This is a genomic window from Streptomyces sp. CA-249302 (assembly GCF_050936785.1).
Classification (GTDB): domain Bacteria; phylum Actinomycetota; class Actinomycetes; order Streptomycetales; family Streptomycetaceae; genus Streptomyces.
Genome location: NZ_JBNJMG010000001.1, coordinates 3,279,612 through 3,304,720 on the forward strand (window position 1 = coordinate 3,279,612; position 25,109 = coordinate 3,304,720).

The following is a 25,109-nucleotide window of genomic DNA, read 5'->3' on the forward strand; positions in this document are numbered from 1 at the left end:
GCCGGACGTCTACAACATTCTAAAGGGACTGGCTGTGGGTGAAATGCGGGCGGCGGGTCGAATTGGATCCAAGGGTACCGAAAACATCAAGGGCGACAACTGGAAGCGTCCGCGTATCACAGGTGGTTGCTGATGAAGTACGTACGAGTAGAACCGCTTCAGGATCGGTACGGGTACTACCTCGATCCGCAGGGCTATTTGGAGGTACTTCCTGAAGTATCGAAGAGTCTCCCTGTCGGCGTGGCGCAATTCGTGTCAGATCCTGGGCACTACGATTTTCACAACTCTCACTGCATCAAGGATCTGACATTGAACAAGATTACCCTTTCCGATGACGGGGATTTGATCTCTCTTGAAGTAATTCTCGCACCCAATGAGTGGAAACATGAAAGCGGCCTGCGCATTCAGTATTCCGATGTCCAAGCCCTCGATGTGTCCACCAAAGAAACCGATGGCACCCTGCCGCGCTTGGGTAGCCTGCAACTGGATGAGGCGCTTCCACACCCCTCCGGTTTTAGCCATGAAATAGCCTTCACATGTGGTTCGATCACCATCGTGGCTGCGGACCTAGTGGCGGCATGGGGGTAATCATGCGCCTCAGCAGCCGGTAACCTTGTTCTTCCGTCAAATGTGCCCCAGGTCGATCGGAATCCGATGGTCCGGGCGGCCGTCCTTGGCCAGGATCGAATAGTTGTCGGCCACGGCACGGTACAACCGTATTCCGGTATCACCCCGCACGTCGTCGAGGGTCCAGGCACGGCCTCCATGTGAGAGTGAGCGGCGGGAGAACGCGTCGATCGCACGCTCGGCGTCCGCCCCCTCCACCACCGCGGCGACGGCGGAGACGTACACGCCCTGTCCGGTCCCGATCGCCACAGACGAGTCGAAGACCGCGATGCCCACCTCGGGCCGTACCGCGATGTTGTGTGAGTGCCTGGCCTCCGGGGACGAGACCCAGAGGAACTTCCGGTACTCGGTATGCGCGAAGTAGACGGGGGAGCTCCACGGGCGGCCGGCCGCGTCGGCGGTCGCGAGGGTCATGTAGAGGCTCGCGTCCACGATGTCGCGTGCTGTCCCGGCGGAGGTCATCAGCGGATCCTTCGGTACGTCAGTGTGAAGTCCCGTTCCCACGCAGCCGATTCGCCCTTCGCGATCTTCCAGGCGCCGTGAATCGTGTCGCCGTCCCCGCTCAGGGTTCCGGTGTAGCGCTGCCGGAAGTCCAGCGGGGAGAAGTCCGGGTTCTCGCGCAGCAGTTGCCACAGTCCGTCGGTGAAGGTCATCGCGTACAGCCGTACGACGCCTCGCGAGTCGTAGTAGTGCTGCTTGTACCCGCCCGCTTCCCCGTCCACCGCGATGATCGCCGTGCTGTTCGGGGCCGGGTTCGGCGCCTCCATCCGCTGGAGCAGGAACTGCCCGTCCAGGGTCCACTCAAAGACGCAGCGGCCCGGCGGCACCTCCAGCCCGGGGAAGTCGGCCTCCACTGCCCACTCCCCGACCAGGACGTCCAGCCGCGCCAGCGCTTCCTGCCGTTCCGTCGCGTCCATGCCCACCGTGAACACCTCCTCGTCACCAAGAGAGACCCCGGCGGAGAGCGGAACTCATCGGCCGGTCGTCGACAGGCCCGCCGCCGGGAGCCGCCGCTCCTCGGAGTCCTTCGGCAGCCACAGCCCGTACCGGCTGCTCTCCAAGTGCTCCAGCACTTCTGCCGCGGTCATGCCCCCGCGGTCCGCCGGCCAGCCGAAAGCCGCCGGATCGGCTCCGTCGTCGTACGCGGGGATCCCGGGGTCGAAGGAGGACAGCACCCGCCCGTCGACGGCGTACTCCACCCGCTGCGTGGCGTTCACATCCCGGCTGACGGCGATGACGCGGGTGCCCCGCGAGAGCGTGGGGAGGTAGACGCGGGAGGAGACGTATGACGTGGACGCCTGGATCGCGAAGGACCAGCCCGCCAGCGCCCCGGCCCGCACCACAGCATCCGTCTCCCGCCGCAGGAAACCCCGCTCCGCCACCGCCTCGACATCCAGGTCCGCCAGGTGATCGAGGTCGTACGGCTCGTCCGCCGCGTTGCGGACCTCGATCTCCTGGGCCTCGACGCGGGTGAGCGGGAAGACGAACTCGCGGCGGGCGCCGAGGCGTTCGAGCACGTCTTCCGGGGCCAGGCCCTCGCAGAAGACGAGGCTGTAGCCGAAGGGGTAGGCCTCGACGATCCAGCGGAGTCCGTCCGTCACTCCGTCATCCTTTCAGCCGGGCAGGAGTTACGGCCCTTCCGGTCAAGCCCAGCGCACTCGAACCACACCGTCTTCCCGCCGCCCCCGACCCCCGCCGAAACCCCCCACTTGTCCACCACCGCGTCCAGAAGCAGCAGCCCCCGTCCGTTCTCGGCATCCGGGCCCAACTCGCCCCTCACAGACGGGAGTCGAGGGCACCCGTCCGTCACCTCCACCCGTACCCCGGCCAGCTGCCGCAGCACCAGCAGCACGCAGCGGCGGTCCGGGACATGCCGTACGACGTTGGCGACCAGTTCCGTCACGCCCAGTTCCACGGCGTCCGTCAGCTCCGGCAGGTCCCACTCCTCCAGCAGCGAGCGGACGATACTGCGGATGTGGCGGGCCGAGTGGGCGCCCACCGTGAGGCTGAGGCGGTAGGTGGGGGGAAAGTATGGGTTCACGGTACGAGCGTGACCTGGCACGACTACTCTGGGCTATAGGGCGAATACAACCCGTCCCGATGTAAGCGGAGTTGACTGCACAGGGGGCCGTGCGTGACCCACATCAACACCCTCGACCCGGGCGCCTCGCCCCTCGACTACTACGGCTACGAGCTGCGCCGTTACCGCGAGGCCGCGAGCCTCACCCAACGCCAGCTCGGCGACATCCTCAACTACACGGGCTCGCTGATCGGTCAGATCGAGACCGCGCGGAAGCTTCCGACCCTGGAGTTCAGCGAACGGGCCGACGCAGCGCTGGACACGGGCGGGGCCTTGTCGCGGCTCGTCGAGTTGGTGATGCGGAGTCAACTTCCGGCCTGGTTTCGGCAGGTGGCCGAGCTGGAGGCTCGGGCCGTCGAGATCTGCACCTTCCAGATGGGCATGATCCACGGTCTTCTTCAGACCGACGCCTACGCACGCGCCACCCTCGGCGCCCTCGACCGCACCAACCTCGACGACCGCACAGCGGTACGGCTTGCCCGGCAGCGGATCTTCGAGAAGGACGAGCCGCCGGTCTTCTGGATGGTCATCAGCGAGGCCGCCCTCTACCAGGAGATCGGCGGTCCGGAGACCATGCGCGGCCAACTGGCCCGCCTGTTGACCTTCGAGGACAACCCACTGATCAACATCCAGGTGCTGCCGTTTTCGGCCGGAGCACACGCCGGTCTGACAGGCTCGTTCAACCTCTACCGCTTCGCGAGCGATCCGACCATCGTCTACACCGAGGGGTACGGGAGCGGGCATCCGACCGCGAACCCGGACACCGTCAAGGACTGCTCGCTCCGTTACGATCATCTGCAAGCCGCCGCGCTCTCCCTCAAGGACTCGGCGGAGCTGATCCGGCGAGTGATGGAGGAACGCTATGGAGAAGACGGCGGCTCAGTGGCGTAAGTCCAGCTACAGCAGCGATCAGGGCGGCGATTGCCTCGAAGTCGCCGAAGCCCTCACCGCCGTAAGCGTCCGCGACTCCAAGAACCCAACCGGGCCGGTGCTGTCCTTCCGGCCCGACGCCTTCCGTCAGTTCGTCACCTCCTTCGCCGCCCGGTGCGATCTCCACTCCTTGCGGAAGAAGTAGACCCGCAACGCCCCCACCGCCAGGAACATCAGCCCGATGCCGAGCCGGCCCAGGCCTCCTGCCGTGAAGAACCAGTAGAAGGCCAGGCCGGTGAAGAAGGCGCAGATGGCGATGATCAGCGGGTCGCGGATGTAGAAGGGCAGGACGCGGAGGATCAGGTTGATCAGCATCGGGCAAGTGGACCAGCCCGGGTGCCGGCTGTCTACTGCCTTTGTCCTCTACAGCCTTTGAAGGATCGTGCCGGTGGCCAGGCCGCCGCCCGCGCACATCGTGATGAGCGCGAACTCCTTGTCCGTGCGCTCCAGTTCATGGAGTGCGGTGGTGATCAGCCGGGCCCCGGTGGCGCCCACCGGATGCCCGAGGGCGATCGCACCGCCGTTGACGTTGACTTTCTCCAGGTCCTGCTCGAAGACCTGCGCCCAGCTCAACACCACTGACGCGAAAGCCTCGTTGATCTCGACGACGTCGATGTCGCGCAGGGACATGCCCGCCTTGCCCAGCACCGCGCGCGTCGCGTCGATCGGGCCGTCGAGGTGGAAGTGCGGGTCGGCGCCGACGAGGGCCTGCGCCACGATCCGTGCCCTCGGCTTCAGTTTCAGCGCCCGCGCCATCCGCTTCGACGCCCACATGATCGCCGACGCGCCGTCGCTGATCTGGGACGAGTTGCCCGCCGTATGAATGGCGGTCGGCATGACCGGCTTGAGGCCCGCCAGCGCCTCCATGGACGTGTCGCGCAGTCCCTCGTCACGGTCGACCAGCCGCCACATGCCCTGGCCCGCCCGCTGCTCGTCCTCCGTGGTCGGCACCTGGACCGCGAAGGTCTCCTTCTTGAAGCGCTCCTCGGCCCAGGCGATGGCGGCCCGTTCCTGCGAGATCAGGCCGAGCGAGTCGACGTTCTCGCGGGTCAGGCCGCGGTGGCGCGCGATGCGTTCGGCCGCCTCGAACTGGTTGGGGAGGTCGACGTTCCACTCGTCGGGGAACGGCTTCCCGGGGCCGTGCTTCGACCCCGACCCCAGCGGCACCCGCGACATCGCCTCGACGCCGCAGCTGATCCCGACGTCGATGACGCCGGCCGCGATCATGTTGGCGGCCATGTGCGAGGCCTGCTGGGAGGAGCCGCACTGGCAGTCGACGGTCGTCGCGGCCGTCTCGTAGGGCAGGCCCATGGTCAGCCAGGCCGTGCGCGCGGGGTTCATGGACTGCTCGCCGGCGTGGGTCACCGTGCCGCCGACGATCTGTTCGACCGCGTCGGCGGGGATGCCGGTGCGGCCGAGGAGTTCACGGTAGGTCTCGCCCAGGAGATAGGCGGGGTGCAGGTTGGCGAGCGCTCCGCCGCGCCTGCCGATGGGGGTGCGTACGGCTTCGACGATCACGGGTTCCGCGGCCATGGGGAGGTCCTCTCCTCGGGATACCCGCGCGGCGCGGGGGCGTCCCGGCCGGCCCCGCCACGCTGAACTAGTACGTGTTCTAGTTCTGTGAGCAGTCTGCTGACAGCGCGTCCATAACCGCAAGAGTCGTGCATGCAATTGGGCCTGCCGTACCCCTTGCACCTTGTAGAACCCGTTACTACGGTCACGGCAATCCATGAAACTGATGGACCGTCAGGAACCAGACCTGCCAAGCCGGAGTGAGTCGCCCATGGCCTCCTGTCCTGCTCTGCCCGACGGGTTCGACTTCACCGATCCCGACCTGCTGCACGCCCGAGTGCCTCTGCCGGAGTTCGCCGAGCTGAGGCAAGCCGAACCGGTCCGCTGGATCCCTCAGCCCGCGGGCGCGGCGGGGTTCGGGGACGAGGGTTACTGGGCCGTCACACGGCACGCCGACGTCAAGTACGTGTCCACGCACCCCGAGTTGTTCTCCTCGTACCTCAACACGGCGATCATCCGCTTCGGCGAGCACATCGAGCGGGACGCGATCGACGCGCAGCGGCTGATCCTGCTGAACATGGACCCGCCGGAGCACACCCGGGTCCGCCAGATCGTGCAGCGCGTCTTCACCCCGCGCGCGATACGGGCGTTGGAGGACCGGCTGCGCCAACGCGCCCACGACATCGCCGAGTCGGCGCGCGCCCGCTCCGGCTCCTTCGACTTCGTCACCGAGGTCGCCTGCGAACTGCCCCTGCAGGCCATCGCCGAGCTGATCGGCATCCCGCAGGACGACCGGGCGAAGATCTTCGACTGGTCCAACAAGATGATCTCGTACGACGATCCGGAGTACGCGATCACCGAGGAGGTCGGCGCCGAGTCGGCCACCGAGCTGATCGCCTACGCGATGAACATGGCCGCGGACCGCAAGCAGTGCCCGGCGAAGGACATCGTGTCGACGCTGGTGGCGGCGGAGGACGAAGGGAACCTGAACTCCGACGAGTTCGGCTTCTTCGTGCTGATGCTGTCGGTGGCGGGCAACGAGACGACCCGGAATGCCATCACGCACGGGATGCACGCGTTCCTGACCCACCCCGACCAGTGGGAGCTGTACAAGCGGGAGCGGCCGGAGACGGCCGCCGAGGAGGTCGTCCGCTGGGCGACGCCCGTCAACGCCTTCCAGCGGACCGCCACGCAGGACCTCGAACTCGGCGGCAAGCAGATCAAGAAGGGCGACCGGGTCGGCATCTTCTACGCCGCCGCCAACCACGACCCCGAGGTCTTCACCGACCCCGACACCTTCGACATCCTCCGCGACCCCAACCCCCACCTCGGCTTCGGCGGTGGCGGCCCGCACTACTGCCTCGGCAAGTCCCTCGCGGTCCTGGAGATCGACCTGATCTTCAACGCGATAGCCGAAGCACTCCCGAACCTCACCCTCACCGGCGACCCCGACCGCCTGCGCTCCTCCTGGATCAACGGCGTCAAACACCTTCAGGTGACGACGAGTTGACGGCTTCCCCCCACTGACTCGGGCCGACGGCATCCCGGCGCCGTCGGCCCGTCCGGTCCACCAGGTGCCGTACGACGTACTCGGCGTCCCGGCCCACGCCCTGGATCATCGACGAGGCCATGGCGTACTGGAAGAGCCGGCCGACGAAGTACAGACCGGGCTGCGCCTCCACCACCCCGCGCTGCTGGGCCGGTTCGCCCGTCGCGTCGAAGACCTTCGGGTCGGGCGGCAGGTCGAGCCAGGAGATGTCCGGGCGGAAGCCGGTGCACCAGAGGATGTTGGCGACCTCGGGGGTCGAACCGTCCGCGAGTACCGGGCGCCCGTCCTGGACGCCGGTCATGCGTTCCACGCGCCGGACGCCGGCCGCCTTGAGGTCGGCGGGCTTGACGCGGATCAGGGGGGCGCTGTGGGCGAGGGCCTTGGGGCGGAGCCTGCGGCCCATGGGGGTGCGCACGGTGAGGAGGTGGCGGAAGGCGAAGAAGAGGGCGGGGGTGAGGAGGCGGGCGGCCCTGCGTTCTATGCGCCAGGGGATCTGGCCGGGGTGCGGGCCGGACAGCAACACGGGGTGGGTACGGGCGAGTTCGAGGCCGATGTCCGCGCCGGAGTTGCCGGCGCCGACGATCAGGACGGGCCCTTCGGTGAGTTGGCCGGGATTGCGGTAGTCGATGGCGTGCAACTGGCGGATGTCCGGGGAGAGTCGGGGCGCGAAGTCGGGGACTTTCGGGAGGCGGTCGTAACCCGCCGCGACGATGACATTCTCGGCCTCGTAGGTCCGGGGGCGGGGGCCGTCGCCGTCCGCCGAGTGCGTCTCGACGACGTAGCGGCCGCCGTCGTACGACACCCGTCGGACTGTGACGCCGGTGCGCACCGGGAGTTCGGCCCAGGCCGCGTAGGCCTGGAGGTAGTCGGCGAACTCGTCGTGGGTGGGGAAGGACCAGGCGGGGCCGGGATACGGCAGTCCGGGCAGGCCGTCGAACTTCGCCGGGCTGAACAGCCGCAGCGAGTCCCAGCGACCGCGCCAGGCGTCCCCGACGCGCTCCCCCGCGTCCAGGATCACGAACGGGCGCCCCTGGCGGGCGAGGTGATATCCGGTGGCGAGGCCGGCCTGGCCACCGCCCACGACGACGGTCTCGATGCGCTCGATGCTCATGACAGCTCCTGTGGGGTGCGGGTGGATTCCTCTACGTGTTCGTGTTCGTGTTCGTGTTCGTCTTCGTCTTCGTCTTCGGGGGGTGTCCGGCGGTCGGCCTCGTAGATCTCCACGGCCTGGCGCAGCAGCCGCTCGGCCTCGGTGTACTCGCCGAGCAGGCGCAGCAGGGTGCCGAGGTCGACGGCGCTGTCGGCGAAACGGAGCCGGGCGCCGCGGACCTGTTCGCGGAGGCTGCGGGGCGGGGTCTGACGGTCGTCGGCGGACACGCTTCGATGCTCGTGCGGGGGTGGGGGCGGGCGCATCGAGAGGAATGCCCAATCGCGGGGCGGGGGTGTGGGTGGTTCTGCGCAGGGGTGATGCGGGGCTGGTACGGGGGTTACGCGGACGGGTCCCGGTCGACCAGGCCGTGCTCGTAGGCGTATGCCGCTGCCGCGGTGCGTGAGGGGACGTCGAGTTTGGCGAGGATGTTGCTGACGTGGCGGGCCACGGTCTTCTCGCTGAGGACGAGCTCCTCGGCGATGGCGTGGTTGGTGCGGCCGCGGGCGATGAGCCGTACGACTTCCAGTTCGCGGGGTGAGAGGGGTGAGGGCGGGGGTGGAGGCGGTGTGCCGTCGTTCATGAGGCGCCGTACCCGGACCGCGTCGGGCCCGGCGCCGAGCCGCTCGAAGACCTGCCGTGCCGCCTCCAGCTCCAGCCCGGCCGAGCCCTCGTCGCCGAGCACCCGGCAGGAAAGCCCGACGAGCACCCCGACCCGCGCGGCCTCGTACGGCACGTCCAGCTCCCGCCACACCCGCCCGGCCTCCCTAAGCACCGGCAAGGCCTCCGAAGCGGCCCCCTCGGCCAACCGCACGGCCCCCCACGCCTGCGCGGCCATGCCCCGCAGCGCCACGGCCCCATGCGCATCGGCGACCGCCCGCAGCTCCTCCGCGGCGACGACGGCCTCCCGCACCAGAGCCGCGCCCGAGCCTTCGGGGATCTCCGCCTGCGCACCTCCCCCGCCGTCCGCTCCCGCTCCCTCCCCCTCCACCCCCGCCAAAAAGATCTCCACCGCCGCCGCCAGCAACCGCACCCGCCGCCCCGTCTCCCCCGTCTCCGCCAGTGCCCGGCGGATCGCCGCCCTCGCCGCCTCTCCGCGGCTCTGGGACTGCCAGAGGAGGGCGAGGCCCGGTTGGGTGTCCCAGCCGTGGGTCAGGGTGGCTCGGTAGGCCTCCTCGGCGTCCCTGTGGTCGCCGCGCAGGCGGTGCAGTTCGGCCAGTTGGTAGAAGGCGCCGCCCGCCGCGCCCTCGCCGTAGCCCGCCGTGAGCTGCGCGCAGGCCAGGCGGGCCTCGCGGACCGCGTCCGGCCAGGCGCCGCCGAGTTGGAGGAGGGTCACGCGATGGACCCGGCACAGTCCGCGGTACGCGCCCGTGAAGTCCGGCTGGGCGGCGCACCATTCGGCCAGTGCGTCGCTCCACTCCTGCGCGCGCCGCAGCTCCTGGAGTTCCTGGCAGGCGCCGATGACCACGCAGTAGACCATTCCGGTGCAGCGCGCGGACAGCGCGCCCTCGGCCACCGCCACCATCGCGTCGTCGAGTTCGGCGAGCCCCGCCGTGGTCTCACCGTTGCTCACCAGTGCGAGCCCGCGCGTCATCGTCGTACCGGCCGCGAGGTCCGCGTCCCCGCCGGGCGTCGGGTCGGGAAGGCGGCGTACGGCGTCGAGCATCTGTGCGTGCTCACCGGCCCTGAAGTGCAGCTCCGCCTCCAGCAGCCCCAGGTACCCGCACTCCGGGCAGCCGGGCTCGGTCGCAGCGAGCCTCCGCGCCCTGGCCAGCCACGCTCCCGACTGCGCGAACTCCCCGCCCCACGCCAGCGCCTTGCACAGCCAGTACGCGCACCGCAGCGCCCGCCCGACCGCTCCGGCCCCGGCGTACGCGGTGTACGCCCGCCGCAGCAGCGCCACCGCGTCGGCGCAGCGCCCCAGCATGTCCGCGGCCTCGGCGAACAGCTCCAGGTCGGCGCTGTCGACCGGCCGCTCGGCATCGGCGGCGCCGAACGCCTCGTACGCCTCGGTCCAGGCCTGCGCACGGACGGCTTCCCGCCCCCGCACGACCTGAGCGTCCCAGTCCACCATCGGCGCCTCCGCTCACATTGCACCGCGAGCGAGGCCAGGCTGTCATCCGGCGCCCGAAGCACGGCCAGGACCCCGCCCGGTCAGCCCGACACCGGACCCACGGCCCAGGACCCCGCCCGGTCAGCCCCGGCGGCGGATCCAGGCCCGGGATGCCACCCGACCAGCCCAGCACCGGACCCACAGCCGAAGCCCGCGCCCGGTCAGTCCGGCACCGGACCCAGGCCCGGGATGCCACCCGACCAGCCCAGCACCGCACCCACAGCCGAACCCCCACCCGACCCAGCCCCGGCGACGGATCCAGGCCCGGGATGCCACCCGACCAGCCCGACACCGGACCCACAGCCGAAGCCCGCGCCCGGTCAGTCCGGCACCGGACCCACAGCCCAAACCCCCACCCGATCAGCTCGGCGCCGGTTCCTTCGTCTCTGGCTGCTTCTGGCGGGAGGACGCCGTCGTCGTGAGTTTCGCCCGCGGGCCCTGGAAGAGGTACGCCAGCCCGAAGCCCGCGCCCACGACCACCGCGCCGCCCACCGCGTCCAGCACCCAGTGGTTGCCGGTCGCGACGATCGCCGAGACCGTGAAGAACGGGTGGAGGAGGCCCAGGGCCTTCATCCACCACTTCGGCGCGATGATCGCGATCACCACTCCGCACCACAGCGACCAGCCGAAGTGCAGGGACGGCATCGCCGCGTACTGGTTGGTGAGGGCCGTCAGGGTGCCGTAGTCCGGCTTGGAGAAGTCCTGGACGCCGTGGACCGTGTCGATGATGCCGAGGCCGGGGAGGAGGCGCGGCGGGGCCAGGGGGTAGAGCCAGAAGCCGACCAGGGCGAGGAGGGTGGCGAAGCCGAGGGCCGAGCGGGCCCAGCGGTAGTCGACCGGGCGGCGCCAGTAGAGGACGGCCATCACGGTCAGCGGGACCACGAAGTGGAAGGACTCGTAGTAGAAGTCGAAGAAGCCGCGGAGCCAGTCGACCTTCACCACCGCGTGGTTGACCCAGTGCTCGATGTCGATGTGCAGGAAGCGTTCGAGGTCGAGGATCTGGTAGCCGTGGTGTTCGGCCCGGACCCGGCCGGCCTCGTTCGAGCCGCCCGTCGCCGCGAGTCTGACCTTCTGGTACGCCGCGTACGTGACGCGGATCAGCAGCAGTTCGAGGAGGAGGTTAGGGCGGGAGAGGACCCGGCGCAGGAACGGCAGCAGGGGTACGTGCTTGAGGCGGGCCGGGACCGGGGCCGCGTACTCCGTCGGGATCGGCGCGCGGTAGTACGGCGAGGTGCGCGACAGGAACGGGACGACCGTCGCGGCGGCGAGGGCGGCGAGCAGGACGACGTTGTCACGCAGGGGGTCCATGGCCGACATGTTCGGCAGCATCATCTTCGCCGGGAGGGTCATGACCAGGACCACGGCCACCGGCCAGACGTAGCGGTCCGAGGCGCGCTTGCCGACCCGGCCGACGACGGCGAGCAGGACCCACAGGAGCTGGTGCTGCCAGGTGGTGGGCGAGGCGGCGATCGCGGCACAGCCGGTGATGGCGACCGCGAGCAGGAGCTGGCCGTCGCGGGCGTAGTGGACGGCGCGGCGGACGCCGAGGACGGCGACGGCCGTGCCCAGCGTGAAGAAGAGGCCGATCTCCAGTGGGCCGGTGAGGCCGAGGCGCAGCAGCGCGCCGTGCAGGGACTGGTTGGCGAGGTCGTCGGCCGGGCCGCCGAGGCCGGTGCCCGCCATGTGGTGCACCCAGTAGGTGTACGAGTCGTGCGGCAGCGCCGCCCAGGCGAGCACCGTCGACGCGGCGAACGTGATCCCGGTGGAGACGGCCGCGCGCTTGCGGCCGGTGAACCACAGCAGCGGGGCGAAGAGCAGCACGGTCGGCTGGAGGGCGGCGGCGAGGCCGATCAGCAGGCCGCTGGTGCGCTCGCCGCGCCAGACGAAGCAGCCGACCAGGACGAGCAGCACCGGGATGATGCTGGTCTGGCCGAGCCAGAGGGTGTTGCGGACCGGCAGCGACAGCATGAGCAGGCTGATCGCGACCGGCGCGGCAAGCAGCGAGGTGCGCCGGCTGACCGGCTGCGGGAGCGCGCGGGCGACGACCAGGCCGAGGGCGACCACCAGGAGCAGCGTGCCGAAGGTCCAGCCCCAGCCGAGCGCCTGCTCGGCGGCCCTGGTCAACGGCTTGAGGACGAGGCCGCCGAAGGGGGTGCCGGTGAACTGCGTGGAGTCGTAGAGCGACCCCTTCACGTGCAGGACGCCGTTCGGGCCGACCCAGGTCTCCAGGTCCGTCAGCCGCTCCCCCCGGGGCGTACTGAGGACGACGGCCACCTGTCGGACGGCGAGGACCGCGGCGACCAGCCACAGGCCCAGGCGCGCCACGCGCAGGCGTCCCCTGACCGTGCCGACAGCCGTCGCCCCGAAGGCCTTCGCCGGTCCCCCGCTGTGCTCCACGTTCGCCACGCCTCGTAGGCCTCCCGCCCCGATTCTTTGAGCCCCCTGAGAGAGACGCAGGCTACCGCGCCTTCACCTGACGTCCGTCCTCCTTTTGTTTCGACGACGATAGTGCGCCGGAGGTTGGGCTGCCCCGTCAGGACGCGAGATGGATCACATCCGATTCCCCACGGACCGCCCGTCACCTGCGTAACGTCGGAAGACCTGTCCATGGGACCCACGGGAGGGTGCAGGGTATGGCCGGTTACCTGCGGAAATGGGCGAGCACGCGGTTAGTGACGGTCGTGCTGGCCCTGTTGACCGTCCAGCTGGGTTCGCTGGTCGCACCGGCCTACGCGTGCGGCTGCGGCGCGCTGGTCCCGGGGGCCGCGCAGCGCGTGGGCGTGGGCCGCGAGGAGTCCTTGGTGCGCTGGGACGGGCGCCGGGAGCAGATCGTGATGAGCCTGACCGTCGACGGCGACGCCGACCGGGCCGCCTGGATCATGCCGGTCCCGCACCGGGCGACCGTCCGGCTGGCCGACCCGGAGCTGTTCACCCAGCTCGGCGCGGCCACCGCGCCGGTCCACCGGGACCGCTACCACTTCTGGCCGGAGAACGGCGACTGGCCCCTGACGACCGGCGGCGAGTCCGCGGGCGGCCCGCCCGGCGTGGGCGCGTCGCCGTCCGGGGTGAGCGTGGTCGCCCGCCAGAAGCTCGGCCCCTTCGACGTGGCCCAACTGACCGCCACCGACCCCGCCGCCCTGAACGGCTGGCTCACCACCAACGGCTTCACCATGCCGCCCCGCCTCACCGGCGCCCTCCAGCCCTACGTGGACCGCCGCTGGGAGTACGTCGCCGTCCGGCTGGCCCCCGAGACCGCCGGCACGGCCCTGAACGGCACCCTGGACCCGCTGCACCTCACCTTCGCGTCCGGGCAGCCGGTCTACCCGATGCGCCTGTCCCGGCTCGCCGCCACCCCGCAGTCCCTCGGCCTGTACGTCCTGTCCGACCACCGCATGGAGCCGCGGTCGGCGATCGGCGGCGACCGGCCCCGGGTCACCTTCGCCGGGCAGGTCACCGTGAAGTCCGGCCCGCTGGCCGAGCTGGCCGCGGGCGCGCCGTACCTCACCGCGATCGGCCAGGAGTTCCCGAACCCCTCGGCGATCTCCGGCGACCACGTGCTGCGCCGGGCGTCCGCCGACACCGCGTTCCGGCAGGTGATCTACGAGGACCATCTGCGCCTGGTGGCCGGTGTCCCGGCGTGGCTGCTGACGGTCGTCGGCACGCTCGCGCTGGCCGTCACCGCCGGGGCGGTGTTCGCCGTACGACGGACCCGGCGGCCGGCGGCCGCGCACGCGGCGCATGTTCGTTAGCCTGGCTAGTTAGAAGCTTTAACGAGTCAGAAGCTTTGACCAGCCATCCGAAAGGCACAGGTGCATGAGCGAGTCTCGGACCTGGGACGACGTCGACGACTACTTCACCACCCAGCTCTCGCCGAACGACGAGGCGCTGGCGGCGGCGCTGCGTGACAGCGAGGCGGCCGGGCTCCCGCACGTCGCCGTCACACCGCCCCAGGGCAAGTTCCTGCATCTCCTGGCGCAGATCCAGGGTGCCCGCACCATCCTGGAGATCGGCACCCTCGGCGGCTACAGCACCATCTGGCTGGCCCGCGCCCTGCCCGCGGACGGCAGGCTGATCTCCCTCGAGTACAGCGCCAGGCACGCCGAGGTCGCCACCCGCAACATCGCGCGGGCGGGCCTCGACGGGCTCGTCCAGGTCCGGGTGGGCCCGGCCCTGGAGTCGCTGCCCAAGCTGGCGGACGAGAACCCGGCCCCGTTCGACCTGGTCTTCATCGACGCCGACAAGGGCAACAACCCGCAGTACCTGGAGTGGGCGCTGCGGCTCACCCGCGCCGGCAGCCTGATCGTGGTGGACAACGTCGTACGGCAGGGCCGGGTCGCCGACGCGGACAGCGCCTCGCCGGACGTGCGGGGCAGCCGCGCCGCGATCGAACTGATCGGCAGCCACCCGAGGTTGACCGGCACGGCGCTGCAGACGGTCGGCAGCAAGGGTTACGACGGCTTCGCGCTGGCGCGCGTGCTGGGGTAGCCCCGGGCGCTTCCCGGCGGGGTCAGCTCTTCGGGGTGAGCTGGATGTCGGGGAAGGAAGGCGTGGAGAGCCCGTAGCCGGACGAGGGGTTGGACGGTGCCGAGGACGCCGTGGGGACGCCGTTGTCGTCGCAGAGTTGGGGCCCCGACGGCGCGAACACGTGGTAGTCGACCACGCGCTTGGTGGGGAAGGTGACGGTGTCGCCGAGAATCTGGTTGCCCGTACTGATCTTGGTCGGCAGTTCGCGGGACTTGAGCGGTGCGCCGACGTAGATCGCCTCCAGGAAGCCGTCGCAGGGGCTGGCCGTGGTCGAGGCGAAGCCCTTCGGCGGCTTCACGTCGTGGACCGTACGGCCGTCGACGTGCAGTTCGCTGCGCTTGAGGGATTTCATGGCGTAGTCGTAGTCGACCTCCTGCGACAGGGGGTCGGCGGCCGAAGTCGCGGAGGACGGGCGGTAGTTGATCCGCCAGTACTGGACCTGGACGGTGACCCGGTCACACAGGGGCCCGTCGAAGCCGGGTCTGGACTTGGGGAAACGGACCTGTCCCGGGTCCAGGGCGGGCGTGCCGATCTGTCCGAAGTCGACCCAGTCCACCGCCTTCGCCGTGCTCCACTTCGCGTTCGGGTGGCAGCCCTTCGCGTTCGTGGGATACACGTTCGACGGCTTGACCACGGGGGTGGGCGAGGCCGACGAAGGGGTGACGGACGGGGCCGACGTGGTCGCCGTCGCGGACGCGCCGGACCCCGCGTCGTCGTCACCCCCGCCCGAACAGCCCGCGAGCGACAGCACGGCCGCGACGAGCCCCACCCCGAGCCGAATCCGTCTGTGTGCAGTGGTCATTCCGCGTTCCCCCGTCCGTTCGGTGGATCACCGATGCTGCCAGGGGAGATTGCCCGTCGACCATGACGGAAAACACACGTTCGGTGGAAGTGTCGGGTTATCAGAACTCGTGTCGGTGTTTCAGAACTCGTGGTAGAAGCCGATGTTGACGCTGCGCGGGGCGGTGCGGTCCTGGACGACGATCTCGCCGTTGCCGCCCCTGGGCAGGGTCACCGTTCCGCCGTAGACGAGGGGTTGCGCGTACTCCCCGACGACGAGCCGGACCTCGGAGGAGGGTTCGGACTGCGAGCCGCGCAGCCAGGTCACCTGCCAGGTGCCCTCCGGGCCGCACAGGAACTCCAGGTGGACCCGCGAGACGAACAGCCAGTCGTCGGGTGTCACCAGCCGGCACACGGACTTGTCCCGGCCCACCCGCAGCATCGCGCCGGGTTCGCTCGGTGCGTCCGCCATCTGCATCCCGGCCGTGGCCCCCTCTTCCGTCCCGGAGACGGTGGCCATGGTGAGTTCGAGCACGTGCGCTCCTCTTGAAGTGTCCTTGGGCAGCCCGCCGCATGATAAATCGCCCGGCCAGGTCCCGTCCGGCACAATGGAGTCATGACCGAGCGAAAGCCACCGGGTGTTCCGTTCGAGTCCTGGGTCGACAAGCAGATCCGTGACGCGGAGAGGCGCGGAGAGTTCACTCAACTGTCGGGCGCGGGCAAGCCGTTGCCCGCGGGAGCCGACACGTCGTACGACGAACTGTGGTGGATCAAGCAGAAGATGGCCCGCGAGGGACTTTCCGTGCTGCCGCCGACGCTGGCGCTGCGCAAGGAGGCCGAGGACGCGCTGGCCGCGGCGTACGCGGCGCCCTCGGAGCGGATCGCGCGGAAGATCGTCACGGACGTGAACGTCAAGATCCGCGACATGATGTTCAAACCGCCGCCCGGTCCGCCGCTCGGGATGAAGCCGTACGACGTCGATGAGGTCGCACGGGAGTGGCGTGAGCGGCGGACGGCGGCGGGTGGGACGACTGCGGGCGAAGAAACCGCAGGTGAAGCGAGCGCGGGTACGGACGGGTCAGCTTCGTAGCAGCCGTTCGGCCAGTTCGCGGTAGTCCCTGAGGGCGAGCCGGAGTTGCTCGGTGTCGGGGTGCTGGTCGGGCTCGGAGCGGCCGCCGTCCTGCCAGGAGGTGCGCAGGGCGCGGCGACGGCGGGTGACCGCCTCGGTGAAGCGGCCGGCGATCTCCTCCATGACCTGGTCGGCCTCCTGGACGGCGTCACGAGGACCGTCGACGAAGCCGGAGACGGCGTTGCGCAGCCGGAGTTCGAGCTTGTCGCACTCGTCGTGCGGGAGGAGGCGGGTGCCCGAGCGGGTGCCGGGACGGCTGCCTGGGCGGGTGTCGGAGCCTGCGCCGCGGTCGGCGGACTCTTCGGTCACCTCGGTCGGGGTCGGCGCGATCGTCGTCTGCCCGGTCCCCTTGCCGGTGGGGCCATCGGGGACCTCGGCCTTGGCGGGGGTTCCGGGTGCCTCGGACCTGCTGGGGGTTCCGGGTGCCTCCGTCCTGCCGTCGGCTGCGCCCGGCGCCTCGGGCGGGGTCGGGGTCACAGGGCGGCCCGAGCGCGTGCCGGGTGCCTCCTCGGGCGGCGTCGGTGCGGCCGTGCGGCCGGTGCCCTTGCCGTCGCCGGGCCTGCCCTGGCCCCGGGGCCTGTCGTCATGTCCGTCATGTCACTCAACTCCCCTTCGCGTGACGTCGGTTGAGGGCCCACGGCAGGTGGCCGCGGCTCTCCTGGTGGCCGTCGGTGCGGGCGGCGGCGGGCGTCTTGGCATCGTCGTCGTGGCGGTTCGGCGTCGTGAGGTCCTCGAAGAGCGCGCGGGCCTCGACCATGGCCTCCCGCATCTCCTCGGTGTCCGCGCGGTCGCCGTCCTTCCCGCCGACGCCGACGCGGGCGACGCGGTGGACGTGCCGGTAGCCGTGGACGTGGTCGGCGTGGTGGACGGAGAGCGCGGCGAGCTGCTCCTCATACTGGCCGTCGGCCGGGAAACCGCGCGCGGCGGCGACCTCGGCGAGCAACTGGTCCGCCTCGACGACCGCGTCCCGCGGCGCGTCGACGAACCGCTCCTGCGCGGCCGTCCAGCGCTGCTCGAACTCCTGGCGCCGGCCGGCGTCGAGCGGCTGCTCGCGCAGCGCCCCGTGCCGCTCCACCCGCTCGGCCAGCTCACGCTCGGCGGCCTTGGCGTCACCGTCGTGCCGGGTCAGCGTCCGGTCGTACTCGGGCCCGAATCGGCGCCTGAGGTCCCGGCCGCCACCCGGGCCCCGGGAACGCAGGGTGAGGGCGGCCGCGACAAGGGCCACGACCGCCACGATCACGATCAGAGCGATGATCATGCCTGTGGACATGGGTACCTTCCGATGGGTCGGCCCAACGGGCCGGTTCCCCGACCGGGTTGCCCACCAGGCCCCACCCAAACGGCATCGGCGGAGGTACGCGGGCTGTTCTGCTTGTGCTGCCTGCGCAGGGCGCGACGTGCGGGGCCGCAGGGGCGCAGGGATGCCGGGAGGGGACGACAGATGATCGACTACGACGACGAGGCCCGGGAGTACGACGCGTCCCGGGGCGGCGAAGCACGGGCGCGGGCCGCGGCGGACGCGGTGGAGCGGTTGCTGCCGCAGGGTCCGTGCACACTGCTGGACCTCGCCTGCGGCACGGGCATCGTGACCAGGAGGCTGCTCCGGCCGCGGCGCACGGTACTGGGCGTCGACCGCTCGCCCGGGATGCTCCTGGCCGCCGCCCGGCGGACACCGGGCGGCGTGGTGTGCGGCGATGCGACGGGGCTGCCCGTCGCGACGGACGCCGTGGACGCCGTCGTCGTCATCTGGCTGCTGCATCTGCTGCCGGACCCCGCCCCGGTGCTGGCCGAGGCGGCCAGGGTGCTGCGACCGGGCGGGGTGCTGATCACCACGGTCGACAAGGACGACGCGTACTTCGCCGAGGACAGCGACATCGCCCGGGTCACGGCGGAACTGCGCCGCCGGCACGCTCCCCGCGTACCCGACCACTCCTCCCGCGTGCTCGACCGAGCGGCCGGCCATGGCCTGGCCCTCGCCGCCGAGACCGTCTTCCCCGGCACGGGCCAGGGCCGCAGCCCGCGCCGGTGGCTGGCGGCGATCGAGGCGGGCCGCATCCCCTGGTGCACGCACGCGACGCCGGACCAGGTGGCGGAAGTGAACCGACGGCTCACCGAACTGCCGGATCCGGACACACCCCGCCCGGACCCGCGCTACCGGCTCGTCTCCCTCAAGGCGTGACGCCCGGGCATGACGCTCAAGGCGCGACGCCCAGGGCTTCGCGCCCAGTGCTTGCCGCTCAGGCCGCGAAACGGCGTACGCCGGTCACCGACCACACCGTCGCGATACGGCCTCGGCCGGCGTGATGGTGAGCGGCGGCAGGGTCCGCTGCCGGTCCAGGGCGTAGCCGCCGCGGCGGCCCGGCTCGGCGTACACCGGCACGCCGGACTGCTGGAGCGCCGCCAGGTCCCGCTCGATGGTGCGGACGCTCACCTCGAAGCGGGCGGCGAGCGTACGGGCGCTGCACGGACGGGGCGCGGCGGCGCGGGGCTCCTCCACCAGGGCGTAGAGCCGGTCGGTGCGGTTCATACCGACCGGTCTCCGGAATTCGGGTGAACCGCGTGTCGATCCGGCGGCCGGCCGATCGACGCAGGAGTGAAGGCACCGGAGAGGTGTCGCTACCGAGGAGGTTGTCATGGGTGAGGTCATCGCGCGGCTGGCCGTGTCGCTGGACGGGTACATCGCGGGCCCGGAGTCGGGGCGGGAGCATCCGCTGGGGATCGGCGGGGAGCGGCTGCACACCTGGGTGTACGGGCTGCGCACGTTCCGCGAGATGCAGGGGATGGAGGGCGGGACGACCGGCCCGGACGACGATCTGGTCGCCGAGCACGTGGCAAGGCCCGGCGCGGTGGTCATGGGGCACGGCATGTACGTCACCGGGGAGATCCCGTGGGGCGACAACCCGCCCTTCCACGCGCCGGTGTTCATCGTCACCCACCACGCGCGCGAGTCGGTGGTGAAGGAGGGCGGGACCACGTACCACTTCGTCACCGAGGGTCCGGAGCGGGCGCTGGAGCTGGCACGGGCGGCGGCGGGCGAGAAGGACGTGTCGCTGGCGGGCGGGGCGGACCTGGTGCAGCAGTTCATCCGGGCGGGGTGGCTGGACGAACTGCTCCTGCACGTCGTGCCCGTGCTGGCGTGCGGCGGTCGCCGCCTCTTCGACAACCTGGGCGAGCAGCACATCGAGTGGGCGAAGACGCAGGTGCTGGATTCCCCGGGGGTCACCCATATTCGCTTGCGCGCCCCGCACACGGTCTCCGCAGAATGACCGGATGAGCAGCAACTGGACCGTCGCCCCGGAACCCGTCGGCGCCCCCGCGGCCGCCGCCCTGTGGCGGGCGTACTACACGGAGGTCAGCGACCGCTGGTACCTCCTGCACGAGGGCCGGCGGACCGACCCCGTCGAGCTGGAGCGCGAGATCACCGCCCGCACCGGCACCGAACTCACCCCGCCGACCGGTCAGTTGCTGATCGCGCGGTACGACGGTGAGCCGGCCGGCTCCGCGGGCGTACGCCTCCTGGACACCGACACCGCGGAACTGACCAGGGTGTTCGTGTACGAGGAGCTGCGTGGCAGGGGCGGCGCCCCGCTCCTGGTCCGCGCCGCCGAGGACGCCGCCCGCGCCCTGGGCGCCCGCCACCTGGTCCTCGACACCCGCGGCGACCTGGTGGAGGCCCGATCCCTGTACGCCCGCCTCGGCTACACGGAGACCGAACCGCACAACGACGACCAGTACGCCGAACACTGGTTCCGCAAGGATCTGCTCAACTGAGCCTGGTGACCGGCCCGTTGCGGGGCTGCTCCCGCTCCGAGCCGCACAGTTCGTCGTTCAGCTCCCGGACCAGCTGGGCGAGATCGGTCGGGCGGTCCGGACCCCACCAGTCGCCCAGCAGCTCCGCCAGGGACTCCTCGCGGGCCCGGGAGAGGTCGTCGGCGACCTGGCGGCCCTGGTCGGTCAGGACGAGGTCGAGGCCCTCGCGGGCGGCCAGGCGGCGTTCCTCGACCTGGCGGGCGGCGGCGAGGATGACGGCCAGCGGGACGGCGCTGCGCTCGGCGAGGACGCCGGGTTCGACCCAGCCGTACTTCTTCATCCGCAGCAGCAGCCAACTGGCGCCCGGCAGAAGGTCGTAGCCCGCGCGCTCGGTGATCGTCCGGTAGATCTCGCGGCGGCCCTCCCGGGTGCCGAGCAGGGACAGCGCGCGGCACACCTCGTCGTACGAGGACCGCTCGACCGGGTTGCTGGCCAGCGTCTCCGTGAGGTCCGGCGCGGTGACCGAGCCGCGCAGCCGGTCCTCCTTCAGGAACCACGCCAGTACGAAGCCGAGGAGGGCGACGGGGGCGGCGTACAGGAAGACGTCGGTGATGGCGGAGGCGTAGGCGTGCAGGGCGGGTGCGCGCAGGGCCGGTGGGAGTGAACCGATGCCGCGCGGGTCGGACTTGAGCGTGTCCGCGGAGAAGCCGGCCGGCAGCCGCACGCCCCGGAAGGCGTCCGTCAGCTTGTCGCCGAGGCGGCTCGCGAAGACCGTGCCGAAGATCGCCACGCCGAAGGAGGCGCCGATCGAGCGGAAGAAGGTGGCGCCGGAGGTGGCGACGCCGAGGTCCTCGTAGGAGACCGCGTTCTGCACGATGAGCACCAACACCTGCATGACCAGGCCGAGTCCGAGACCGAAGACGAAGAAGTACGTGCTCATCTCTGCCGTGGAGCTGTGCTCGTCGAGCCGGTGGAGCAGGAGCAGCCCGAGCGCGGTGACGCCGGTGCCTGCGACGGGGAAGACCTTCCACCTCCCCGTCCGGCTGACGATCTGGCCGGAGGCGGTGGAGGAGATCAGCATGCCGAACACCATCGGCAGCATGTGCACGCCGGACATGGTCGGCGAGACGCCCTGGACGACCTGGAGGAAGGTCGGCAGATAGGTCATCGCGCCGAACATCGCGAAGCCGACGATGAAGCTGATCACCGCGGAGAGCGTGAAGGTGCGGATGGTGAACAGCTTGAGCGGGAGGACGGGTTCGGCGGCCCGCCGCTCGACGTACACGAACGCTCCGGCGAGTACGACGCCCAGCACCGCCAGCCCGACGATCTGCGGGGAGCCCCAGTCCCAGGTCGTCCCGCCGAGGGACGCGACGAGGACCAGGCAGGTGGCGACGGAGGCGATGAGGAAGGTGCCGAGGTAGTCGATGACGTGCCGGGTGTCCTTGCGCGGGATGCGCAGCACGGCCGCGATGACGGCGAGCGCGACGACGCCGACGGGCAGGTTGACGTAGAAGACCCAGCGCCAGCTCAGATGCTCGGTGAACAGCCCGCCGAGCAGCGGCCCGAGCACACTGGTCGCGCCGAACACGGCCCCGAACAGCCCCTGGTAGCGCCCGCGTTCACGCGGCGGCACGACGTCCCCCACGATCGCCATCGACAGCACCATCAACCCGCCGCCGCCCAGGCCCTGCAGAGCCCGGAAGGCGATCAACTCGCCCATGTTCTGGGCCATTCCGCAGAGCGCGGAGCCAATGAGAAAGATCACAATCGCGATCTGGAAGAGCCGCTTGCGCCCGTACTGGTCGCCGAGTTTGCCCCACAGCGGGGTCGCGGCGGTCGAGGCCAGCAGATACGCCGTGACCACCCAGGACAGATGCTCCAGGCCGCCGAGGTCGCTGACGATGGTCGGCAGCGCGGTCGACACGATCGTCTGGTCCAGGGCCGCGAGCAGCATCCCGAGCAGCAGGGCGCCGATCGAGACGAGGACGTTCCCGGGCACGTGCGGGTCCCGTGCCTCCTGCCGATGCCCGGTCACAGCGGGCGCGTCCCCTGCCATGTAGGCCTCCCGAGGGTCGCCTGGGGCGTGAATCCATCTTCCATCGTGGGCGGAGTGACCGGATATGGCCTGTCGAGTCTGCGGAGGCCGGTATTCCGGGGGCTTGTGGGAGACGAGGTGAAGGAGATCTGCATAATCTCTGGAGTTCGTCGACAGGCGACAGGGAAGCGCGGAGGGAGGGACGAACGCGTGACAGAACCGAATGGTCACTTGTGCCCGGAGTGCGGTACGCCCAGAGCGACCGACAACACCCCGTCGTGCGGCTGCACGGAGCGGGCGTCCGAGGCCCTGCGCGACGTGCGTACGGCGGAGGCGGCCGCGGCGGAGGACTTCGACCCGCTGCGCATACGGCCGTACGTGGAGCTGGAGGGGGCACCCCGGGAGGCTCCGGCGGCGGCCGAGGAGACGATGCCGCTGCGGGCGGTGCCGGGCTCCGCGCCGAGCGAGCCCGCCACGCAGGACCTGCGCCTGTTCGAGCCCGGCGCGGTCGCGTACGGCGAGCCTCCGGAGGACGAACCCCGCGGCCCGCGCATCCGTCGCCGCCGCACCGTGCTGCTCGGCGTCGGCGGCGCCCTGGTGGCCGTGGTGGCCGCGGCCGGCCTGGCGAGCGGTCTGTTCTCCTACGAGACACCGTCACGGGACACGGCACTCCCCGACGACGTACGAGCGAGCGTCCCGGACGCGTCGCCGAGCGAGCCGTCGAAGTCGGCGTCCGCGAGCGGGCCCTCGGCACCGCAGCCACCGGTCTCCCGCACACCGTCGGCCACGGCATCCGCCTCGGCATCCCCGTCGGCGACGACCTCCCCGAGCGCGTCCACCTCGCCGACCCCGACCCAGCCCCCGCCGACGGTCACCGCGACAGGCACGGTCTCGTCCACCGGCAACGACCGCCAGACCGCGCCCCCGGTCCTGCGCAGGGGCGACAGCGGCGACGAGGTCGAGGAACTGGAACTCCGCCTGACCCAACTCGGCCTCTACACAAGGAAGGCGAGCGGCCACTACAACGAGGGCGTGGAGGACGCGGTCACCAGATACCAGCAGGCGCGGGGCATCCAGGTGGACGAGTACGGGGTGTACGACCTGGTGACGCGGGAGCATCTGGAGTCGGAGACCACGGAGCCGTAACGGGACTTTCAGCCCCAGAGCCCCCAGCACCCAGCACCCACCTCACCTCAACGCACGTACAGCCGAATCCGGCCGTCACCCCCCGCTTCCACCCGAACCTGCGTCAGATCCCGGACCACCACATCCGGCTCATGGAAATCGGCGCGCGCCCCGACCCCCACGACCCGCATCCCCGCGGCCCGCCCCGCCGCGATGCCCGCCGCGGAGTCCTCGAACACCACACAGTCGGCCGGATCGATCCCCAACTCGGCCGCCCCCTTCAGAAACCCCTCGGGATCCGGCTTGCTCGCCCCCACGCACTCCGCCGTCACCCGCACCTCGGGCAGCTCCAGCCCCGCCGCAGCCATCCGGGCCGTCGACAAAGCCACGTCCGCGGACGTCACCAGCGCATGCGGCAGCCCCCGCAACGAGCGCAGGAACTCCCCCGCCCCGGCGATCGGCACCACACCGTCGATGTCGGCCGTCTCCTCGGCCAGCATGCGCGCGTTGTCCGCGTGGTTCTGCTCCATCGGCCGGTCCGGCAGCAGCAGCGCCATGGACGCGTACCCCTGCCGCCCGTGCACGACCTTCATGACCTCGTCGGCGTCCAGGCCGTGCCGGTCGGACCAGCGCCGCCAGCAGCGCTCGACGACGGCGTCGGAGTTCACAAGGGTGCCGTCCATGTCCAGCAGGAGGGCACGGGCGGTCAGGACGGTGGGCACGGTGGTGACCGTCATCGGCAGCTCCAAGGCGCGGAGGAAGGGACAAGGCGGCCCCGCCCGCCGGTCAGGGAAAACGGGCGGGAGCCACTTTGTTCCCCTACGGTACAAAACCGGGCCGACATCCGCCACCGGCTTGGACAACAGTTCACCGACCGTTCAGCTCGCCCCGCGGCCCACCACCCGCGTCACGCGGCCACGGCCTCCCACAGACTCCACGCCCCGAGTCCCGCCATCAGCACCGCCGCGACCTTCGTGATCAACGCCAGCGGCACCCGCCTCATCAGCGCCTTCCCGCCGACGATCCCCAGCCCGGCCACCGCCCACAGCGCCAGCACCGCCCCGAGACCGACCGACAGCGGATCGTCGTAACGCGCCGCGAGGTTCGCCGTCATGATCTGCGTCAGGTCACCGAACTCGGCGACCAGGATGAGCATGAACCCGGCCCCGGCGACCTTCCAGAAGGACTGGTCCTCCGGCTTGCGGATCTCCTCGTCGTCATCGTCCTGCTTGAACAGCAGCACCGCCGCGCCGCCCAGGAAGAGCACGCCGGTCACCGCGTGCACGATCTGCCGCGGGAGCAGGGTGAGCACGCTGCCGGCCGCGACGGCCAGGACGACATGCAGGGTGAACGCGGCGGCGACACCTGCGAAGACGTACGACGCGCGATAGCGGGTGCCGAGCACGAGCCCGGCGAGTGCAGTCTTGTCCGGCAGCTCGGCCAGGAAGACGACGCCGAAGACGAGCGCCGTGACGGTGATGCTGATCAAGGTTCCTCAATCGGTCGGGGCTGCCCCACCGAGAGTGCGTTCCTGTGCGCGGACACCTCGGCAGGGCAGCACACGGTCGGTGCACTGCTTGCCGAAGGTCTCGCTGACGAGGTCCGCAAGGGACCCGCCTCCGGGCGCCGGCTCAGACGAGCTGAGCAGTATGTCGACGGTCCGGCGAAGAGCTACTCCCCTTCATGCGCCGTCAACTGTACGGGAAAGAAAGTTCGACCGTGAACCTTGTCGTGTCATGTACGCGTCACTACCTTCTTACCCAACGCTCACCTCCCCGCAACACGGCGCCGCGAGCATTCATTCG

29 protein-coding genes are annotated in these 25,109 nt (G+C 70.7%); 11 read left to right on the forward strand and 18 right to left on the reverse strand.

Annotation, left to right across the window (positions count from 1 at the left end):
* The first annotated feature begins 132 nt into the window (after positions 1–132).
* Positions 133–588: a hypothetical protein gene (locus ACQEWB_RS14715; protein WP_432830923.1), complete on the forward strand. Its 456-nt coding sequence runs from the start codon at positions 133–135 to the stop codon at positions 586–588.
* Between the two features lie 36 nt (positions 589–624).
* On the opposite strand, the gene ACQEWB_RS14720 is transcribed toward ACQEWB_RS14715, so the two are convergent.
* From ACQEWB_RS14720 to ACQEWB_RS14735, 4 genes are read right to left on the reverse strand one after another with little or no spacing between them, the layout of a single operon-like run.
* Positions 625–1,089 carry a pyridoxamine 5'-phosphate oxidase family protein gene (locus ACQEWB_RS14720; protein ID WP_432830925.1) on the reverse strand — a complete coding sequence of 155 codons (465 nt, stop codon included), beginning with the start codon at positions 1,087–1,089 and terminating at the stop codon, positions 625–627.
* Positions 1,089–1,544 (reverse strand): hypothetical protein, encoded by a 456-nt coding sequence (locus ACQEWB_RS14725; RefSeq protein ID WP_432830927.1) that lies wholly within the window; start codon positions 1,542–1,544, stop codon positions 1,089–1,091. Before ACQEWB_RS14725 ends, ACQEWB_RS14720 begins: the two co-directional genes overlap by 1 nt.
* A gap of 54 nt (positions 1,545–1,598) precedes the next feature.
* Positions 1,599–2,228 carry a DUF6461 domain-containing protein gene (locus ACQEWB_RS14730; protein ID WP_432830929.1) on the reverse strand — a complete coding sequence of 210 codons (630 nt, stop codon included), beginning with the start codon at positions 2,226–2,228 and terminating at the stop codon, positions 1,599–1,601.
* A complete protein-coding gene (locus ACQEWB_RS14735) occupies positions 2,225–2,668 on the reverse strand; it encodes an ATP-binding protein (RefSeq protein WP_432830931.1) in 444 nt (147 codons plus the stop codon). The genes ACQEWB_RS14730 and ACQEWB_RS14735 overlap by 4 nt, the downstream gene beginning before the upstream one ends.
* 93 nt (positions 2,669–2,761) lie before the next feature.
* Between ACQEWB_RS14735 and ACQEWB_RS14740 the strand changes: the two genes are divergently transcribed.
* Together ACQEWB_RS14740 and ACQEWB_RS14745 are read left to right on the forward strand one after the other, a co-directional pair.
* Complete coding sequence (locus ACQEWB_RS14740) at positions 2,762–3,598, forward strand: helix-turn-helix domain-containing protein (protein WP_432830933.1); 837 nt, start codon at positions 2,762–2,764, stop codon at positions 3,596–3,598.
* Positions 3,570–3,782: a DUF397 domain-containing protein gene (locus tag ACQEWB_RS14745; protein ID WP_432830935.1), complete on the forward strand. Its 213-nt coding sequence runs from the start codon at positions 3,570–3,572 to the stop codon at positions 3,780–3,782. The genes ACQEWB_RS14740 and ACQEWB_RS14745 overlap by 29 nt, the downstream gene beginning before the upstream one ends.
* Here ACQEWB_RS14745 and ACQEWB_RS14750 read toward each other — a convergent pair.
* Together ACQEWB_RS14750 and ACQEWB_RS14755 are read right to left on the reverse strand one after the other, a co-directional pair.
* Positions 3,725–3,952, reverse strand: coding sequence for a hypothetical protein (locus ACQEWB_RS14750; protein ID WP_432830937.1), 228 nt, complete (start codon positions 3,950–3,952; stop codon positions 3,725–3,727). The genes ACQEWB_RS14745 and ACQEWB_RS14750 overlap by 58 nt on opposite strands.
* Positions 3,953–4,000: 48 nt before the next feature.
* A complete protein-coding gene (locus ACQEWB_RS14755; RefSeq protein ID WP_432830939.1) occupies positions 4,001–5,170 on the reverse strand; it encodes a steroid 3-ketoacyl-CoA thiolase in 1,170 nt (389 codons plus the stop codon).
* 250 nt (positions 5,171–5,420) lie between these two features.
* Between ACQEWB_RS14755 and ACQEWB_RS14760 the strand changes: the two genes are divergently transcribed.
* Positions 5,421–6,659 (forward strand): cytochrome P450, encoded by a 1,239-nt coding sequence (locus ACQEWB_RS14760; RefSeq protein ID WP_432830941.1) that lies wholly within the window; start codon positions 5,421–5,423, stop codon positions 6,657–6,659.
* Here the strand turns inward: ACQEWB_RS14760 and ACQEWB_RS14765 are convergent.
* The 4 genes from ACQEWB_RS14765 to ACQEWB_RS14780 all read right to left on the reverse strand — a co-directional run bounded on the left by ACQEWB_RS14765 (position 6,631) and on the right by ACQEWB_RS14780 (position 12,364).
* Positions 6,631–7,809: a flavin-containing monooxygenase gene (locus ACQEWB_RS14765; RefSeq protein ID WP_432830943.1), complete on the reverse strand. Its 1,179-nt coding sequence runs from the start codon at positions 7,807–7,809 to the stop codon at positions 6,631–6,633. The two genes, ACQEWB_RS14760 and ACQEWB_RS14765, sit on opposite strands and share 29 nt — an antisense overlap.
* Positions 7,806–8,075, reverse strand: a complete 270-nt coding sequence (locus ACQEWB_RS14770; RefSeq protein ID WP_432830945.1) for a tetratricopeptide repeat protein — start codon at positions 8,073–8,075, stop codon at positions 7,806–7,808. Before ACQEWB_RS14770 ends, ACQEWB_RS14765 begins: the two co-directional genes overlap by 4 nt.
* 110 nt (positions 8,076–8,185) lie before the next feature.
* Positions 8,186–9,919, reverse strand: a complete 1,734-nt coding sequence (locus ACQEWB_RS14775) for a LuxR C-terminal-related transcriptional regulator (protein WP_432830947.1) — start codon at positions 9,917–9,919, stop codon at positions 8,186–8,188.
* Positions 9,920–10,318: 399 nt separating this feature from the next.
* Positions 10,319–12,364 (reverse strand): bifunctional glycosyltransferase 87/phosphatase PAP2 family protein, encoded by a 2,046-nt coding sequence (locus ACQEWB_RS14780; protein ID WP_432830949.1) that lies wholly within the window; start codon positions 12,362–12,364, stop codon positions 10,319–10,321.
* A 227-nt stretch (positions 12,365–12,591) separates the two neighbouring features.
* On the opposite strand from ACQEWB_RS14780, the gene ACQEWB_RS14785 reads away from it, so the two are divergent.
* Both ACQEWB_RS14785 and ACQEWB_RS14790 read left to right on the forward strand, forming a co-directional pair.
* On the forward strand, positions 12,592–13,707 hold the full coding sequence (locus ACQEWB_RS14785; RefSeq protein ID WP_432830951.1) for a DUF2330 domain-containing protein: 1,116 nt from the start codon (positions 12,592–12,594) through the stop codon (positions 13,705–13,707).
* Between the two features lie 64 nt (positions 13,708–13,771).
* Positions 13,772–14,443 carry an O-methyltransferase gene (locus tag ACQEWB_RS14790; protein ID WP_432830953.1) on the forward strand — a complete coding sequence of 224 codons (672 nt, stop codon included), beginning with the start codon at positions 13,772–13,774 and terminating at the stop codon, positions 14,441–14,443.
* 22 nt (positions 14,444–14,465) lie between these two features.
* Here ACQEWB_RS14790 and ACQEWB_RS14795 read toward each other — a convergent pair whose 3' ends face one another.
* A complete protein-coding gene (locus tag ACQEWB_RS14795; RefSeq protein WP_432830955.1) occupies positions 14,466–15,284 on the reverse strand; it encodes a hypothetical protein in 819 nt (272 codons plus the stop codon).
* Between the two features lie 120 nt (positions 15,285–15,404).
* Entirely contained in the window at positions 15,405–15,797 is a 393-nt protein-coding gene (locus tag ACQEWB_RS14800; RefSeq protein WP_432830957.1) for a hypothetical protein, read from the reverse strand.
* A gap of 81 nt (positions 15,798–15,878) precedes the next feature.
* Here ACQEWB_RS14800 and ACQEWB_RS14805 point away from each other — a divergent pair, with 81 nt between their 5' ends.
* A complete protein-coding gene (locus ACQEWB_RS14805) occupies positions 15,879–16,352 on the forward strand; it encodes a DUF1992 domain-containing protein (RefSeq protein ID WP_432830959.1) in 474 nt (157 codons plus the stop codon).
* Here ACQEWB_RS14805 and ACQEWB_RS14810 read toward each other — a convergent pair.
* The gene (locus tag ACQEWB_RS14810) at positions 16,341–16,868 is read right to left on the reverse strand and encodes a hypothetical protein (protein ID WP_432830961.1); all 528 of its coding nucleotides are present in this window, start codon (positions 16,866–16,868) and stop codon (positions 16,341–16,343) included. The two genes, ACQEWB_RS14805 and ACQEWB_RS14810, sit on opposite strands and share 12 nt — an antisense overlap.
* A 124-nt stretch (positions 16,869–16,992) precedes the next feature.
* Positions 16,993–17,661: a hypothetical protein gene (locus ACQEWB_RS14815; protein WP_432830963.1), complete on the reverse strand. Its 669-nt coding sequence runs from the start codon at positions 17,659–17,661 to the stop codon at positions 16,993–16,995.
* 171 nt (positions 17,662–17,832) lie between these two features.
* Between ACQEWB_RS14815 and ACQEWB_RS14820 the strand changes: the two genes are divergently transcribed.
* Positions 17,833–18,570: a class I SAM-dependent methyltransferase gene (locus tag ACQEWB_RS14820; protein WP_432830965.1), complete on the forward strand. Its 738-nt coding sequence runs from the start codon at positions 17,833–17,835 to the stop codon at positions 18,568–18,570.
* 84 nt (positions 18,571–18,654) lie between these two features.
* Here ACQEWB_RS14820 and ACQEWB_RS14825 read toward each other — a convergent pair whose 3' ends face one another.
* The gene (locus ACQEWB_RS14825; RefSeq protein WP_432830967.1) at positions 18,655–18,918 is read right to left on the reverse strand and encodes a helix-turn-helix transcriptional regulator; all 264 of its coding nucleotides are present in this window, start codon (positions 18,916–18,918) and stop codon (positions 18,655–18,657) included.
* A gap of 106 nt (positions 18,919–19,024) precedes the next feature.
* On the opposite strand from ACQEWB_RS14825, the gene ACQEWB_RS14830 reads away from it, so the two are divergent.
* Together ACQEWB_RS14830 and ACQEWB_RS14835 are read left to right on the forward strand one after the other, a co-directional pair.
* On the forward strand, positions 19,025–19,657 hold the full coding sequence (locus ACQEWB_RS14830) for a dihydrofolate reductase family protein (protein ID WP_432830969.1): 633 nt from the start codon (positions 19,025–19,027) through the stop codon (positions 19,655–19,657).
* 4 nt (positions 19,658–19,661) lie between these two features.
* Complete coding sequence (locus ACQEWB_RS14835) at positions 19,662–20,162, forward strand: GNAT family N-acetyltransferase (RefSeq protein WP_432830971.1); 501 nt, start codon at positions 19,662–19,664, stop codon at positions 20,160–20,162.
* Here the strand turns inward: ACQEWB_RS14835 and ACQEWB_RS14840 are convergent.
* Positions 20,155–22,200: an MDR family MFS transporter gene (locus tag ACQEWB_RS14840; protein WP_432830973.1), complete on the reverse strand. Its 2,046-nt coding sequence runs from the start codon at positions 22,198–22,200 to the stop codon at positions 20,155–20,157. The genes ACQEWB_RS14835 and ACQEWB_RS14840 overlap by 8 nt on opposite strands.
* Before the next feature lie 189 nt (positions 22,201–22,389).
* On the opposite strand from ACQEWB_RS14840, the gene ACQEWB_RS14845 reads away from it, so the two are divergent.
* A complete protein-coding gene (locus tag ACQEWB_RS14845; protein WP_432830975.1) occupies positions 22,390–23,325 on the forward strand; it encodes a peptidoglycan-binding domain-containing protein in 936 nt (311 codons plus the stop codon).
* A 47-nt stretch (positions 23,326–23,372) separates the two neighbouring features.
* Here the strand turns inward: ACQEWB_RS14845 and ACQEWB_RS14850 are convergent, their stop codons facing one another.
* Both ACQEWB_RS14850 and ACQEWB_RS14855 read right to left on the reverse strand, forming a co-directional pair.
* Positions 23,373–24,041 (reverse strand): HAD-IA family hydrolase, encoded by a 669-nt coding sequence (locus tag ACQEWB_RS14850; protein ID WP_432830977.1) that lies wholly within the window; start codon positions 24,039–24,041, stop codon positions 23,373–23,375.
* 170 nt (positions 24,042–24,211) lie between these two features.
* A complete protein-coding gene (locus ACQEWB_RS14855; protein WP_432830979.1) occupies positions 24,212–24,793 on the reverse strand; it encodes a TMEM165/GDT1 family protein in 582 nt (193 codons plus the stop codon).
* Positions 24,794–25,109: the final 316 nt, after the last annotated feature.

What these genes read in the sequence shown, in the direction of transcription:
- ACQEWB_RS14760 (WP_432830941.1), top strand. Translation starts at nt 5,421, where the DNA reads ATGGCCTCCTGTCCTGCTCTGCCCGACGGGTTCGACTTCACCGATCCC.
- ACQEWB_RS14825 (WP_432830967.1), bottom strand. Translation starts at nt 18,918, where the DNA reads ATGAACCGCACCGACCGGCTCTACGCCCTGGTGGAGGAGCCCCGCGCC.
- ACQEWB_RS14720 (WP_432830925.1), bottom strand. Translation starts at nt 1,089, where the DNA reads ATGACCTCCGCCGGGACAGCACGCGACATCGTGGACGCGAGCCTCTAC.
- ACQEWB_RS14785 (WP_432830951.1), top strand. Translation starts at nt 12,592, where the DNA reads ATGGCCGGTTACCTGCGGAAATGGGCGAGCACGCGGTTAGTGACGGTC.
- ACQEWB_RS14840 (WP_432830973.1), bottom strand. Translation starts at nt 22,200, where the DNA reads ATGGCAGGGGACGCGCCCGCTGTGACCGGGCATCGGCAGGAGGCACGG.
- ACQEWB_RS14790 (WP_432830953.1), top strand. Translation starts at nt 13,772, where the DNA reads ATGAGCGAGTCTCGGACCTGGGACGACGTCGACGACTACTTCACCACC.
- ACQEWB_RS14755 (WP_432830939.1), bottom strand. Translation starts at nt 5,170, where the DNA reads ATGGCCGCGGAACCCGTGATCGTCGAAGCCGTACGCACCCCCATCGGC.
- ACQEWB_RS14725 (WP_432830927.1), bottom strand. Translation starts at nt 1,544, where the DNA reads ATGGACGCGACGGAACGGCAGGAAGCGCTGGCGCGGCTGGACGTCCTG.
- ACQEWB_RS14815 (WP_432830963.1), bottom strand. Translation starts at nt 17,661, where the DNA reads ATGTCCACAGGCATGATCATCGCTCTGATCGTGATCGTGGCGGTCGTG.
- ACQEWB_RS14715 (WP_432830923.1), top strand. Translation starts at nt 133, where the DNA reads ATGAAGTACGTACGAGTAGAACCGCTTCAGGATCGGTACGGGTACTAC.
- ACQEWB_RS14820 (WP_432830965.1), top strand. Translation starts at nt 17,833, where the DNA reads ATGATCGACTACGACGACGAGGCCCGGGAGTACGACGCGTCCCGGGGC.
- ACQEWB_RS14805 (WP_432830959.1), top strand. Translation starts at nt 15,879, where the DNA reads ATGACCGAGCGAAAGCCACCGGGTGTTCCGTTCGAGTCCTGGGTCGAC.
- ACQEWB_RS14850 (WP_432830977.1), bottom strand. Translation starts at nt 24,041, where the DNA reads ATGACGGTCACCACCGTGCCCACCGTCCTGACCGCCCGTGCCCTCCTG.
- ACQEWB_RS14745 (WP_432830935.1), top strand. Translation starts at nt 3,570, where the DNA reads ATGGAGAAGACGGCGGCTCAGTGGCGTAAGTCCAGCTACAGCAGCGAT.
- ACQEWB_RS14750 (WP_432830937.1), bottom strand. Translation starts at nt 3,952, where the DNA reads ATGCTGATCAACCTGATCCTCCGCGTCCTGCCCTTCTACATCCGCGAC.
- ACQEWB_RS14765 (WP_432830943.1), bottom strand. Translation starts at nt 7,809, where the DNA reads ATGAGCATCGAGCGCATCGAGACCGTCGTCGTGGGCGGTGGCCAGGCC.
- ACQEWB_RS14830 (WP_432830969.1), top strand. Translation starts at nt 19,025, where the DNA reads ATGGGTGAGGTCATCGCGCGGCTGGCCGTGTCGCTGGACGGGTACATC.
- ACQEWB_RS14795 (WP_432830955.1), bottom strand. Translation starts at nt 15,284, where the DNA reads ATGACCACTGCACACAGACGGATTCGGCTCGGGGTGGGGCTCGTCGCG.
- ACQEWB_RS14775 (WP_432830947.1), bottom strand. Translation starts at nt 9,919, where the DNA reads ATGGTGGACTGGGACGCTCAGGTCGTGCGGGGGCGGGAAGCCGTCCGT.
- ACQEWB_RS14835 (WP_432830971.1), top strand. Translation starts at nt 19,662, where the DNA reads ATGAGCAGCAACTGGACCGTCGCCCCGGAACCCGTCGGCGCCCCCGCG.